The organism is Raineya orbicola, assembly GCF_002843425.1.
Classification (GTDB): domain Bacteria; phylum Bacteroidota; class Bacteroidia; order Cytophagales; family Thermonemataceae; genus Raineya; species Raineya orbicola.
This window is the reverse complement of record NZ_NKXO01000008.1, coordinates 18,269-32,177: the sequence shown is the minus strand read 5'-3', so window position 1 is coordinate 32,177 and position 13,909 is coordinate 18,269. Positions and strand designations below refer to the sequence as shown.

Here is a 13,909-nt window from a genome sequence, read left to right as displayed (position 1 = left end):
TTTTGGAGAATTTTTTTGCAAAAAATTTCTACTTTTGTAAAAAACAAACATTATGCCAAACAATTGGAAATATTTGGATATTTTAGAAGCGGAATCCATTCATATAATTAGAGAAGTGGCAGGGCAATTTCAAAGACCTGCATTGCTTTTTTCGGGTGGAAAGGATTCTATCACTTTGGTTCATCTGGTACGCAAGGCTTTTTATCCTATGCCTTTTCCTTTTCCGCTTGTGCATATAGATACAGGGCATAACTTCCCTGAAACCATTATTTTTCGCGACAATTTGGTTAAAAATATTCGTGCAGAACTGATTGTAGGCTATGTTCAGGATTCTATTGATAGAGGTACAGTAGTAGAAAAAAAAGGAAAAGGAGCAAGCAGAAACACTTTACAAAGCGTTACTTTACTTGAAACCATTGAAAAATATGAATTAGATGCCTGCATAGGTGGTGCTCGTCGCGATGAAGAAAAAGCTCGTGCCAAAGAAAGAGTTTTTTCGCCTCGTGATGAGTTTGGGCAATGGAATCCCAAAAACCAGCGTCCTGAGCTTTGGAACATCTACAATGGCAGACTTCACAAGGGCGAAAATATGCGTGTTTTCCCTTTGAGCAATTGGACAGAATTAGATGTTTGGCGGTATATTTTACGAGAAAATATTGCTTTGCCTGCTTTGTATTTTGCTCATAAACGCAAGTGTATTATCAGAGGCTCACAAATTTTGCCCTATGCCGAGTTTATTTTTACTGATGAAAGCGACATTTTGGCAGAAAAAAACGTCAGATTTCGCACCGTAGGTGATATGACCTGCACTGCCGCCATTGAAAGCACTGCCGATACCATTGAAAAAGTTATTGCTGAAATTGAAAGTCTTGCCATTTCGGAAAGAGGTCTGCGTATGGACGACAAAATCTCGGAAACCGCTATGGAGGATAGAAAAAAGGAAGGGTATTTTTAGCAAAATTTATACATTTATTGGTAACCTATTCACAGAATACCAACAACAAACAGAAACTATCTTTTTTCTTCACATCTGATTATTTCGTAAGTTGGTTTTGTTGTGAATATGTCTCCTGTAATGCTATTTAACTTTTTTATGCAAATCTTGATAGCTTGCTCGGATTGGTCTATGCCTATCCAATTTCTGCCTAAAAGATGTGCCGATTTCAAAGTAGTTCCTGAACCACAAAAACAATCCAATACATAACTTTCAGGATTGGAAGAAGTTTTAATAATTAAATCCAGCAATTCAGAATTCTTTTCTGTGGGGTATAACGGATATTGAGGGTCTTTCATATCCCATATGTCTTGAACTCGCTTTCCATCTTGTTCGTCTAAATAAATTTTTTTTCGTGGATTTCCATTATCCGACCACTCAATAAGCCCCTGCTCGTCCCAAAGTTCTAATGTAACTACATCGGTTCGCCAGTGTCTGCCTTTGGGGGGAAATATTCCTTTGAAACTTTGGGAGGTTTTACCATTTTGCGTTTCACCGGGAGCGTGTAATGGGATAGTTGTATATCTTTTGCCGTTTTTATCTATTTTAGGGAAAAGTTTGATTTTATCTGCTTCTGTGTAAGGCGTTTTAGGTTCATTCCAAATCGGGTTCTCACCTTTGGAGTAAAACAAAATTAAATCTTTGATATTGCCATAACCTATTCTTGCAAAGTTTTTAGGGTTGCATTTTATACGCGTAATGTCGTTTCTAAAATTTTCTATACCAAAAACTTCGTCCATAATGATTTTTACATAATGTCCAATTTTATAGTCTGTGTGCAAATAAATAGAACCTTGTTCTGATAAAAGCACTTTAAGCAAAACTAATCTTTCACGTAAAAACTCTAAAAATTCTGCCCCTTGCAGTTTATCCGAATAAGCAATTTTTCCATTTTTTTCATTGCTAATGGTACTTGTTCTTTTTTCTGAAAAGGTAAAAGTATTATTGGTAGCAAAAGGCGGGTCTATGTAAATAAGGTCTATTTTGCCTGCTAAACCTTGTTTCTCTATTAAGTTTTTAATTACAAGCGAGTTTTCTCCAAAAATTAATTTATTTGGACTTACTTCGTTATTGCTTTTAATAAACTCGCTATCAGGAATTTGTGTGTAAATCTTACTTTCTGTTTTTTTATTTGGATAATTCAAAAACATAGGTTTTGTTTTCTTTTTGTAAAGATATACAAAAGTCCTTAAAGTTGATATAAAAATTCCCTTAACACCAAAGCACTCATAATATTGTAATTTTTGTATTTAGTGGTAAGTTCTTTATACATTTTATTTTCTCCTTTGATGTATAGCACTCCATCAAGAATAGCGATTTTTATAGCATTCACGTTTGGGGTTTGCAAAGTAGCTATGGCATCTGCAAATTGTGCATTTTGATGCCCACCAAAGTCTGTTAAAAATTTGCTTTCACCTATAATATACTGCTTGTTGAAGCGTGCTACAAAGTCAAGCCCTTTTTCTCGTTGATAGTTCAAAACATTTCGGGCAAAATTAGCCAGTTCTTGATCACTGCCTTCTAAAATGGCATCTTCATCAGAACTTATAAATTTATCTAATCCAACAGGTTGTATGCCTAATGTTCTTTTGTTAAGCCATCTGCGAAATAAAGGTCCAATTTGCCGATTAGTTTCCTTCGGCTCTGTGCATTTTTCAAAAATTTTTTCAAGTCCCATTTCGTATAATCTTCCACAAATTCGGTTTATTGTTTTAGGATTTCTCTCTATGGCGGAACTATCTCTTTTCAAAAAAGCAATATAGCTGTCTTTGATAGGAAATAAATCCAATTTGAGTAGTTCTCTGATAAGCGAAATATTATCTTGACTTTCAAAAGCCTGTTCTACCTTTTTCCAAATTGTTTGATTGATTTCCCTAATGCCTTCGGGAATAGTAGGATATACTTGAAATAAATCATCAAGATAAGATTTTTGATTAGCATACTCTATGCTTAATTCTGTCCAATAATTCATAATCACTTATTTTCTGAAATTTACATTTTTATTGGGTTTGTACTAACAATGACTTTATACAATTCTTTCTGCCCAAACAAGTACTTTTCTATTGTCTTGCATTGTAGTTGCTATTAGGAACTCATTTCCACCTTCTTGCAGTTTGTATTTTTTGCAAATCTCTGCTACGGAAAGTGGATAGTTTCTTGCTAAAATATTCCATTTTGAGCCTATTTCAGCAAGCTCTCTTTGGGGATTACTTAACATCTTTTTTACTCTAAAAATCCTTCCCGCAAAATCTGTTATGATTTCTTTATGTGTGTATAAATGTGTGTGAGGGTGTAATTTTTGCAAGGCAAATCTTTCAGCGATGCTCTTGAAAAAACCTGCTTTCAAGATAGCAGAATTAGGCTCGTACAAATACTCCGAAAGGGTATTAGCCAAATTTACTGATAGTTCGCTTTCCTTTGCATAAGTGGCTGTAAAGCTCTCTGTTTGATTTTCAAGCAAATTGTAAGTATGAATAGGGACGTTGTGCCATTGGGTTTGAGTATTTTTTTGTAAAAGATAAAGCACTTCTTTGCACTCGTTCTGAACACTCACAACATAAACACTTGCTACGTTGGGTAGAATTTTCAAAGCCTCTTTGATTTCAAACATAGGAGAGGTTTTGAGTAGAATTTTTTCTGTTTTTTCAAAAAGTTGGGGTAAAAGCTCTAAAATATTGGGTTCTGTATCGGTGATTTGAGCAATAGATTTGCCTTGTTTATCACGGCGGGCGGGGTCTAAATAAATACTATCTACTTTTTCGTGAAAATTTTGTAAAAAATCTTGTGCCGTTTGGTTATGTAGAGAAACATTTGTAAGCCCAAGAACTTCAAAATTATGCTTGGTAATTTGAAACAAATCAGGATTTTTTTCTACATACCACACTTTTTCAAAGGTTTGAGCGAAAGCCCAAGTATCTACGCCAAAGCCCCCTGTAAGGTCTATCAGGGTTTTGCCTGAAAGTAAATTTGCCTTGAAAAAGGCGGTTTTTTCGGAAGAGCATTGTTCTACGCTCAAAGTAGCAGGGAAAAGCAAATCTGAAATTTTCTGCCAAGAAGGAATTTTATGCTGTATTTTTTTTCTACCTTCAATTTGTTCTATCAGCATTTTCCGCAATGGGGCGGGGTATTTTTGCAGTACAAAAGGTAATTTTTCCCAAGAAACATTTAAGCATTGTTTAAGCAGGGTTTGAAGTTCATTTAAATTTTGCATAAACGTAAAAATTCAATAAAAAAACCTTCAATTTTGAAGGTTTTTTGAGGTCTTTACTGCACTTTTTTGCTTGAACAGCAACCGCTTTTCTTTTCGGTGGTGGCAGTAGAGCAAGATTTGCCGTCTTTGGTTTCAGTAGTAGTGGCGGCGGCATCTTTCTTTTCTGTGCTACAAGATGATTTACTCTCTGTGGTACAGCAAGAGCCTTTTTTCTTTTTCTTCTTTTTCTTGAAGATAAATTCTGTGCTTTCAGCATTGTTGAAAGTTGAAGCTACCACTACCGTTCCACTCACCAAAGCGAAAAGGGACAAAGCCAATGCGATTTTTTTCATAAGCGTATTTTTTTAGGTTAAACGAAAAAGCAACTCAAAAAGTTCATATTTGCTGTGTTTTTTACTTTTCAAACAATATTCTGGCTTTTGAATTTTTCAATTTCAGTAGTAGAAAAGCCTATTTCTTGCAAAATTTTTTCGGTATCTGCACCCAATTCGGGAGCTATATTTTGCGGAAATGTAGGAGATTCGGAAAATTTAATCGGAAAAGCCAAAGAAAGGACATCGCCAATTTGGGGGTGTTGCATTTTTATGAACATATTGCGTTCTTGCAGGTGCTTGTCTTGTTCAATTTCGTCTATTTCATACACAGGGCTAATGAGTAAATCGTGTTCTTGGCTTAATTTGAGCCAGTAGTTTCTTTCTTGTGTTAGAAAAAAGGTTTGCAGAGTAGCTTTATTTTTTTGCATCTCTTCGGGTTCTTGGGGCATAGCAAAGCCTAAAAATTCAGGTTTTTGTACTATGTTGCAAAATTTTATCCAAAATTTAGGCTCTAATGTGGCAAGTGAGATGTATTTGCCGTCTTTACACATATAGACATTGTAATTAGGAAAAGCCCCCGAAAGAGGTGTTTCACCACGTTTTTGAGCTTGTTTTGTAGCTTGATAATGCGTAAAAGGGACAATTAGAAGGGGCATAACGCCTTCGGTCATTGAAATATCTACGTGTTGCCCTTTGTGTGTATGGGTGCGAGCTTGCAAAGCCGCAAGTGTTCCAATCATTGCCATATAAGAACCGCCCGCAATATCTGCAAGTTGTACAGCAGGAAGCGAAGGGGCTTTGCCTGCTTCGCCAATCAAGCCTAAAATACCCGAGTAACTTAAATAATTGAGGTCGTGCCCAGCTAAATGGCTATATGAGCCTGTTTGTCCGTAGCCTGTGATAGAAACATAAATGATTTTTTGATTTACTTTTTGGGCTTCGTTGTAACCAATGCCCAATTTATCCAAATATCCCGGACGGAATTGCTCTACTATTACATCTGCTGTTTGTACAAGTTTCCAAAAAATCTCCTTGCCTTCAGGTTGGGTATAATCCAAGGTTAAGCTTTTTTTAGACCGATTGAAAGCTAAATAGTTTGCTGAAAATTCTTTACCTTCAGCTTCATAGACAGGCGGGAAATTGCGTACATAGTCGGGTTGCGAAGGGTTTTCAACTTTGATAACTTCTGCCCCCATATCTGCCATAAACATAGTAGCCAAAGGACCGGGCAAAAGTCTGCTTAAATCTAAAATTCTGATACCTTCTAAAGGGCGTTTGCTCATAGCAAAATTTTAGGGTTTATGTTTTAGTTTTATTTCAGAATGATTTTAGCAAGTTTTCCTTTATTTCCTATTGCCCAACCAATGTTCCCTTCACGAATGAAACGTACCGTATGAAACCCTTCGGTTGAGATATTTTTCCATTTTTTTCCTCCGTCTTTGCTAAAATCTATGCCATTTGAACCTACGGCAATGTAGGTTTTCTTACGTATGTACGAAACACAAGAACGATAACCTTTGGGAGGTATTTTGGCAATTTTCCAAGATTTGCCTCCATCAGAAGTGTAAATTGCGGTTTTTTCGGAAAAATTGGGTTGTGTATAATCACCGCCTACGGCAACACCATTTTTCAAATCCTGAAAAACTACCGAAAAAATTCCTTGTGAAGCTTTTCCACTCAAAATAGGCACTTCTACGCTTTGCCAAGTATTTCCTAAATCAGTTGAAAGCAAAATACGAGCTTTTTCGCCCCCACCAGTGCCTATCCAGATATGCGAAGGTTCTCTGAAACGCATAATCGTACCGCTTGCCGCAAACCCCGCTTCATTTTTTTGTGCTTTGGGTAAATTTTTCCCAATATTTGTCCAAGTATTGCCTCCGTCTTCAGATTTAAGCAAAGTAAAATTAGCTTCGTTATCAGGGTCTCCGAAAACAAAACCAATTTTTTCTCCAAAAAATCCAATATCATTCAAAAATGCGTTTTTAGAAGTATCCTGATACACTATTTGCCAATTGTTACCGCCGTCAGTGGTTTTGAGAATATAAGCAGGCGAACCTGCATTGATAACAAAGGCTCGTTTTTCATCAAAAGCAACAATATCCCGAAAATCTTTGTCTTCAAAGCCTTTGATTGGCAAGTTTTGCCAACTTTTTCCGCCGTTGGTAGTTTTAATGATTGTGCCTTTCGTACCACTTGCCCAAACTACATTTTCATCAACTACCCACAACCCCCTAAAATTGTTTTCTGAAACAGGATTTTGTAAAATCACCTCTAATTCCTGCGAAAAAGTAACCGCAGAAAGGAATAGCAACAAAGCAAGTAAATATTTTTGCATAATTTTTTGTTTGTATTTCAGTAAAAACAAAGTTTTTTTGAAAAAAGACATTGCAAGTTAGCCTTTTTGTTTGTATTATCAAAAAAATGTAATTTTGAAAAATAAGACTGAAAGTGTTATCAAATATTTTTGAACTTGTTGTAAATTTGAGCCGTAAATCTTCAACCAATGAAAAAAACTTTAATTATTGTTTGTTTGAGTTTCTTTTCAATTAGTGTGATTGCTCAAAACAAAAAACTTGCAGAGCAATATCAGAAAGCCAAAACTTTTCTCAATAACAAAGACTATCAGGAAGCTCTTTTAGCTTTTGACCCCCTACTGAAAAAAAGTAAAGGGAATATCTATCAGGAGTATGCTCATTATTATTCAGCACTCTGTTATTTTTATCTTAAAAAATGGAAAGAAGCTGAAAAACTATTAGAAAAACTTTCCGAGCAATATCCGCAATGGGATAAAATGCAAGAAGTTTTGTATCTGCAAGCCAATATTGCCTTTGAGCGAAAAGAAGATAATATTGCCTTGAGTTATGTTGAAAAAATCAGAGGCTCGCTGAAAGCCAAAGCCGAAGTGATGAAGGCTCATTATTTGGGGAAAAGGGAAGTTTCGGTGCTGAAAAACTTACAAATTGTTTATCCCAACGATAAAACCATAGCTCAAATTCTGGTAGATAAATTAGCCACAGAAGTTGATAACATCAAAGATTTAGAACTTTTGGAGGAGCTTGTACAAAAATATAATTTGGAAAAGCCTGAAAATGTACGTTTGCAAAGAGTAGAAAAAAACGTTTATCGCCGAAAGTCCGATACATTGAATATTGCATTGTTTTTGCCAATTAACTTCAAAGAATATAAAGACCCCAAAAAACGCACTCCCGCCACGAATCTTTCCATAGATTTTTATCAAGGAATGAGAATAGCTCAACGAATATTGGATACAACCCTCAAAAAGCCTACTCGCCTTGTGGTATATGATGTTTATCAAAATCCTGATACTTTGGAATTGATGTATAAAAATAATGAATTTGTAAAAATTGATATGTTCGTAGGACCTTTCTACGATGAAGATTTTGCCAAAGCCCTTGAAATTGCTGAGAAAAAAGATATTCCTATCATCAATCCATTTCTGACCAACCCAAAATTTTTGAAAAGTAAAAATGCGTTTTTTTTGCAACCTTCCATAGAAACGCAAGGCAGGCAGTCGGCTCGGTTTGCTGTGAATACTTTTGGTAAAAATGTAATCATTTTCCATAGCGAATTGCCTGAAGAATTGAAATTGCTGAATGCTCACAAAAGCGAATTAGAAAAATTAGGGGGTAAAATTTTACATCAACACAAAATTTCAGTTACCACGATACCACAAATAGAACAAATACTTTCTAATCCTGAATATAAAGACGTAAATTATATTTTCGTAACAAGTTCCAGTCAAGCCGCCGCCGAGAAAATAATGGAAATAATGAAGGAAAAGTTACCCAATGTGCCGATTCTTACCACGCTTGCTTGGCGTAAAATTCCTGAACTCAAACCTGCGGATTTAGAAAAGCAAAATGTTCATTTCATAGACCCTGACTATACACGTCTGAGCGGCGATAGAGAGCCATTCAGAGTAGAATACAATCAAAGAGTAAAATTTGTAGAAATATACAGCAATATGTCTGCCCCTCCTGTTGCCAGCCACAAAGGCTATGATGTGATGATTTCTTTTGTAAAATACCTGCATCTTTATCCACGAGATTTTTACAAAAAAATTGTGGAAAGTGAAGATTTCAAAAAGACATTCAGGGGCTATCTTTTCACCGAAAGCGAAAGAGATAATCAATACGTGCCTATTTTGAAATTTTTGGATAAGAAGTTAGTAGTGGCAAACCCTTTAAGCACAGAACCCGTTGAAGTAAAACCCAAACCTAAAAAGGAAAAGTAAAAAATTATATGCTTTCCACCAGACATCTTTTGGGAATAAAAAACATTACCGAAAAGGATATTGAAAAAATCTTTGAAACAGCTCGTTACTTCAAGGAGGTTATCAATCGTCCTATTAAAAAAGTACCTTCTTTGCGAGATGTAACCATTGCCAATGTGTTTTTTGAAAATTCTACGCGTACGCGTCTTTCTTTTGAGCTTGCTGAAAAGCGTCTTTCTGCTGATGTAATCAATTTTTCGGCTTCGGGGAGTTCGGTAAAGAAGGGAGAAACCTTGCTGGATACGGTGAATAACATTTTGGCAATGAAAGTAGATATGCTCGTGATGCGTCATAGTAGCGTTGGTTCGCCTCATTTTTTAGCCAAACACATCAAAGCTAATATCATCAATGCAGGCGATGGCACACACGAACACCCTACGCAGGCTCTTTTAGATTGTTTTTCCATTCAAGAAAAGTTGGGTTCGGTGGCAGGCAGAAAGGTGGCAATTATTGGCGATATTTTACACTCTCGTGTCGCTCTTTCTAATATTTTTGCTTTGCAAAAACTGGGGGCAGAAATAATGCTTTGTGCTCCTGCTACACTTATTCCCAAATATGCCAAGGATTTGGGCGTGAAAATTACTTACAATGTACGCGAGGCTTTGCGTTGGTGTGAGGTAGCCAATGTGCTTCGTATTCAATTGGAAAGGCAACAAATCAAGTATTTCCCTTCGTTGCGAGAATATACACTTTATTTTGGTATCAACAGAAAGCTATTGGAAGAGTTGGATAAGGAAATTATCATAATGCACCCAGGTCCTATCAATAGAGGCATAGAATTGAGTAGCGATGTAGCCGATAGCCCACACTCTATTATTTTAGACCAAGTAGAAAATGGTGTAGCTATCCGTATGGCGGTGCTGTACCTACTTGCTCAAAGTAATTGAAGTAGCTATCAGCGACAACATCGCTATTAGCGATGTTGTCGCTAAACTTGATATTTTTTGAAAAAACTACTGATTTTGAGAGAAATAACCCCCCAAAAAGCCTCTTTGAAGATTTTGAAACTCATTTTGGAAACGCCTCGCTCTCTTTCGGTGAAAATAATGGGAATTTCTTTGATACGGAAACCATATTTCCACGTCTGAAACTTCATTTCAATCTGAAAAGCATAGCCTACAAATTTGATTTTATTTAAATCAATGGTTTCTAAAACTTTTCGGCGATAACACTTAAAACCCGCCGTAGGGTCGGAAATGGGCATACCTGTAATAAAACGCACATATTTACCTGCAAAATAAGACATCAAAACTCGCTTCATAGGCCAATTGACAACATTTACACCCGAAACGTAACGAGAACCTATCACCAAATCGTAATTTTCTTGCGAGGCAGTACGATACAAACGCACTAAATCATCGGGGTTATGCGAAAAATCGGCGTCCATTTCAAAAATATACTCATAATTTCTTTGCAAAGCCCAACGGAAGCCGTGAATGTAAGCTGTGCCTAAACCCTGCTTACCTGTACGTTGTTCCAAAAAAAGCCTGCTTGCAAATTCTTTTTGTAAATCTTTTACTTTTTCGGCAGTACCATCGGGAGAGCCATCATCTACAATAAGTAAATCGAAAGGCAATACAAGCGAAAAAATTTTACGAATGATAGCCTCAATATTTTCTATTTCGTTGTATGTAGGAATAATTATCAGTGCATCGGACATTGATGAGCAAACTTACGTATGTTTGGAAGATTGAGGTTAGTAGTCAAAGTTTCAAACCTTGAACTTTCAAACTTTGAGCCCTTAAGCCTTTTGAACCTCTTAATATTTCCCCTTGTTTTTGTTGTTCCAGTTTTTATTTTTTTTATTGCCATTGAAGGCATTTTTTTTGTTTTTCTTGTTATGATTGCTACTGCTTGTGTTTGTGGCTTTTAGGTTTTTCGTTTCTTGCGAACTGCTCACGATAGGGTTGCCATAGAGTTCGTCAAGATTGCATTGGATAGCTCCGTCAGAAAGGTCTTTGATTTGCTCTACGAGTACGCTATCTTCAATATTATCTTTTTGCCAAGCCTGATGAAAGGATTTCATCAGATTGAAAAGGTGTGCTTCCAACTCTTTTTTTCTTTCGCCTTCGGGTAAGTGGGCTACGGCTTGCACAAGCAACTGAATATTTTTCCCATAATGCCGAAACTTGATATTATTGGTGCTATACGCTACGCGTTCGGGTTTTTTGCCAAGCATATCTTTTTCGGGCATAGGGTAGGGGGCATCAATATCTAAATCAAATTGGGCAATAATGAACAAATCGTCCCAAAATTTGCTTGGTGTTTCTTGAAATTCTTTGAAATTTGGGTGGATTTGCTTCATCATTTCTACTACCAGATAGGCTTTTTCGGTACGTTCTTGCCTATCGGGAATAGTTTTGAGATATTCCACCATTTTCTGAATGTTTCTGCCGTACTCTTTGAGTATTACGGTATCACTGCTCGTGTATTCGTACATAACTGCGGTTTTAAGCCTCAAACTTACAAGATTTAACGCAAAAAAAGAAATCTTGTTGCGAAATAGTTTGCTTAAATCATTTTCTGGCTTGTTTTATGCTCCATAGCGGCTTTTACAAAACGCATAAAAAGCGGATGCGGGCTGGCAACAGTGCTTTTGAGCTCAGGGTGAAACTGCACGCCCACAAACCAAGGATGTGAGGGCAGTTCAATCACTTCTACAAGATTGCTATCAGGGTTAAAGCCACTAAATACCAAACCTCCTTTTTCAAATTGTTCTAAAAATTGGTTATTAAACTCGTAGCGGTGGCGGTGGCGTTCGCTAATGAGGGTTTTACCATAGGCTTGATGTACTTTTGTACCTTTTTGCAACTTGCAAGGATAAGCCCCCAGACGCATAGTGCCGCCTTTGGCAGTTACTTTCTTTTGCTCTTCCATTAGGTCAATGACAGGGTAGGGGGTTTGTGGGTTCATTTCAGTAGAATGGGCGTTTTCTAAACCCAAAACGTTGCGAGCAAACTCAATGACAGCACATTGCATACCCAAGCAAATTCCCAAAAAAGGGATTTTCTGCTCACGAGCAAAACGAACAGCTGTAATTTTGCCTTCAATACCTCTTTCCCCAAAGCCGGGGGCAACCAAAATGCCGTGCATTTGCCCTAAAATATCTTTGACATTGCTTTCGTCAATTTTTTCGGAGTGTATCCAGTGCAGTTTTACTTTACATTCGTTGTAAGCTCCTGCGTGTGTAAAGGCTTCGGCAATGGATTTGTAAGCATCGTGTAGCTCTACGTATTTGCCTACAAGAGCAATATCTACATTTTCGGTGGGGTTTTTGAGTCTGCCCAAAAACTCTTTCCAAGCCTCAATGTTGGGTTCTTTTTTGTAAGGATAGCGTAATTTGGCAAGCACTCGCTCATCAAGTTTTTCTTTACGCATCAGCAAGGGTACATCATAAATCGTTTCAGCATCAATGGCTTCAATCACCGAATTGACGCTCACCCCTGTAAAAAGGGCAATTTTTTTCCTAATTTCCAAAGGGATAGGTCTTTCGGAACGGCACACAATAATATCAGGTTGCACACCAGCTTCGGAAAGGGCTTTTACGGAGTGTTGTGTAGGTTTGGTTTTGAGCTCGCCTGCGGCGGCAAGATAAGGCAAAAGTGTAAGATGAATGACTACAACATCATTGCTTCCCAATTCCCATTTGAGCTGACGCAAGGCTTCAATGAAAGGAAGCGACTCAATATCGCCAACGCAACCGCCAATTTCAGTAATTACGATATCGTACTTGCCTGTTTCGTCAAGCAAAAGAATATTGCGTTTGATTTCATCGGTGATATGTGGAACTACCTGCACGGTTTTGCCCAAATATGCCCCTTGACGTTCTTTGGTGATAACATTGTAGTAAATTCTGCCCGTAGTAACATTATTGGCTTGCGAGGTAGGGGTATTTAAAAATCTTTCGTAATGTCCTAAATCTAAGTCCGTTTCGGCACCATCATCGGTTACATAACATTCTCCGTGTTCGTAAGGGTTGAGCGTACCGGGGTCTATGTTGATGTAGGGGTCAAATTTTTGAATAGTTACTGAAAAACCGCGTGCTTGTAGAAGGGTAGCCAATGACGAAGCGATAATACCCTTACCAAGCGAAGAAGTAACGCCTCCTGTTACGAAAATGTGTTTTGCTTGTGCCATAATAAAAGTTTGCGTCAGGGTTTGGTCTTTTACTATGGAGTGCAAAGTTAGGAGAAAATCAAATTCACAAAAACCTTGTGCAAAATTTTTTATTTTGAGTTTGAAAATCAAGGAATTGTTAAGTGAGATTAAATTTTTTTGCTTAAAAATTTGCTTGGAATATTTTTTTACACTACCTTTGCACCACTAAAAAATGATTGCCCGATCGTCTAATGGCAGGACTGCAGATTTTGGTTCTGCGTGTGTTGGTTCGAATCCAGCTCGGGCAACAAAAAAACGCCTCATAACGCAATGAAGGCGTTTTTTTATTTGTTATTCTGACTAAAAGCGAGGGATATACACTACTTTCTTGGTTTCAAAGAAAGGTTCTTGAAAAAAGTCTGAAAGATTGAAAATTTTGTATTTCCGCTTGATTTTAGCAAGCTCTTCGGTCAAATCCCCTCCTTTGAGATGTAGAATGCCATTAGGAAGTTTATTATATTGGTTTTTGCTAAATTTATTTTTTACCCACTCCCCAAAAACATCAGCTTGCGTAACAGCACGGCTTAAAACAAAGTCATACATATTGTTTTCTACTTGCTCGGCACGAATCTGACGATATTGCACATTTTCAAGACCAAGTTCTTTTGCAACCCCTTCTACTACTTTTATTTTTTTACCGATAGAATCAATGAGGTGAAATTCTACTTTTTCTTGCAGAATAGCGAGCGGAATGCCCGGAAAGCCCCCCCCCGTGCCTACATCAAGCACCATTGTCATAGGTTCAAACATTATTATTTTGGCAATTCCCAAAGAATGAAGGACGTGATGTGTGTAAAATTCGTCCATATCCTTGCGTGAAATCACGTTGATTTTAGCGTTCCAGTTCTGATAAAGTGGCAAAAGTGCCTCAAAACGTTGTTTTTGCTTTTCTGAAAGATTGGGAAAATATTTCTCTATCAATGCAACAGACATACAAA

At 37.2% G+C, this 13,909-nt stretch carries 13 protein-coding genes and 1 tRNA gene; 4 read left to right on the top strand and 10 right to left on the bottom strand.

The window, feature by feature from the left end; all coding sequences use genetic code 11:
• Positions 1–52: 52 nt before the first annotated feature.
• Entirely contained in the window at positions 53–955 is a 903-nt protein-coding gene (gene cysD / locus Rain11_RS03380; protein ID WP_101357927.1) for a sulfate adenylyltransferase subunit CysD, read from the top strand.
• Positions 956–1,011: 56 nt separating this feature from the next.
• Here cysD and Rain11_RS03375 read toward each other — a convergent pair whose 3' ends face one another.
• From Rain11_RS03375 to Rain11_RS03350, 6 genes are all read right to left on the bottom strand, one after another.
• Positions 1,012–2,145 (bottom strand): site-specific DNA-methyltransferase, encoded by a 1,134-nt coding sequence (locus Rain11_RS03375; RefSeq protein WP_101357926.1) that lies wholly within the window; start codon positions 2,143–2,145, stop codon positions 1,012–1,014.
• 38 nt (positions 2,146–2,183) lie between these two features.
• On the bottom strand, positions 2,184–2,966 hold the full coding sequence (locus Rain11_RS03370; RefSeq protein WP_101357925.1) for a restriction endonuclease: 783 nt from the start codon (positions 2,964–2,966) through the stop codon (positions 2,184–2,186).
• Positions 2,967–3,020: 54 nt separating this feature from the next.
• A complete protein-coding gene (locus Rain11_RS03365; protein ID WP_101357924.1) occupies positions 3,021–4,205 on the bottom strand; it encodes a class I SAM-dependent methyltransferase in 1,185 nt (394 codons plus the stop codon).
• Positions 4,206–4,258: 53 nt separating this feature from the next.
• Positions 4,259–4,537 (bottom strand): hypothetical protein, encoded by a 279-nt coding sequence (locus Rain11_RS03360; protein WP_101357923.1) that lies wholly within the window; start codon positions 4,535–4,537, stop codon positions 4,259–4,261.
• A 68-nt stretch (positions 4,538–4,605) separates the two neighbouring features.
• Positions 4,606–5,802 carry a CaiB/BaiF CoA transferase family protein gene (locus Rain11_RS03355; RefSeq protein ID WP_101357922.1) on the bottom strand — a complete coding sequence of 399 codons (1,197 nt, stop codon included), beginning with the start codon at positions 5,800–5,802 and terminating at the stop codon, positions 4,606–4,608.
• Positions 5,803–5,831: 29 nt separating this feature from the next.
• Positions 5,832–6,854 (bottom strand): WD40/YVTN/BNR-like repeat-containing protein, encoded by a 1,023-nt coding sequence (locus Rain11_RS03350; RefSeq protein WP_165778064.1) that lies wholly within the window; start codon positions 6,852–6,854, stop codon positions 5,832–5,834.
• Between the two features lie 168 nt (positions 6,855–7,022).
• Between Rain11_RS03350 and Rain11_RS03345 the strand changes: the two genes are divergently transcribed.
• Positions 7,023–8,774, top strand: coding sequence for an ABC transporter substrate-binding protein (locus Rain11_RS03345; protein ID WP_101357920.1), 1,752 nt, complete (start codon positions 7,023–7,025; stop codon positions 8,772–8,774).
• A gap of 8 nt (positions 8,775–8,782) precedes the next feature.
• A complete protein-coding gene (locus tag Rain11_RS03340) occupies positions 8,783–9,700 on the top strand; it encodes an aspartate carbamoyltransferase catalytic subunit (RefSeq protein WP_101357919.1) in 918 nt (305 codons plus the stop codon).
• Positions 9,701–9,741: 41 nt separating this feature from the next.
• Here Rain11_RS03340 and Rain11_RS03335 read toward each other — a convergent pair whose 3' ends face one another.
• From Rain11_RS03335 to Rain11_RS03325, 3 genes are all read right to left on the bottom strand, one after another.
• Positions 9,742–10,473 carry a polyprenol monophosphomannose synthase gene (locus Rain11_RS03335; RefSeq protein ID WP_101357918.1) on the bottom strand — a complete coding sequence of 244 codons (732 nt, stop codon included), beginning with the start codon at positions 10,471–10,473 and terminating at the stop codon, positions 9,742–9,744.
• A gap of 99 nt (positions 10,474–10,572) precedes the next feature.
• Positions 10,573–11,253: a DUF4290 domain-containing protein gene (locus Rain11_RS03330; protein WP_101357917.1), complete on the bottom strand. Its 681-nt coding sequence runs from the start codon at positions 11,251–11,253 to the stop codon at positions 10,573–10,575.
• Positions 11,254–11,324: 71 nt separating this feature from the next.
• Complete coding sequence (locus tag Rain11_RS03325) at positions 11,325–12,950, bottom strand: CTP synthase (RefSeq protein WP_101357974.1); 1,626 nt, start codon at positions 12,948–12,950, stop codon at positions 11,325–11,327.
• Positions 12,951–13,148: 198 nt separating this feature from the next.
• Between Rain11_RS03325 and Rain11_RS03320 the strand changes: the two genes are divergently transcribed.
• Positions 13,149–13,219: transfer RNA gene (locus tag Rain11_RS03320), tRNA-Gln, on the top strand.
• Between the two features lie 52 nt (positions 13,220–13,271).
• On the opposite strand, the gene rsmG is transcribed toward Rain11_RS03320, so the two are convergent.
• Entirely contained in the window at positions 13,272–13,904 is a 633-nt protein-coding gene (gene rsmG / locus Rain11_RS03315) for a 16S rRNA (guanine(527)-N(7))-methyltransferase RsmG (RefSeq protein ID WP_101357916.1), read from the bottom strand.
• Positions 13,905–13,909: the final 5 nt, after the last annotated feature.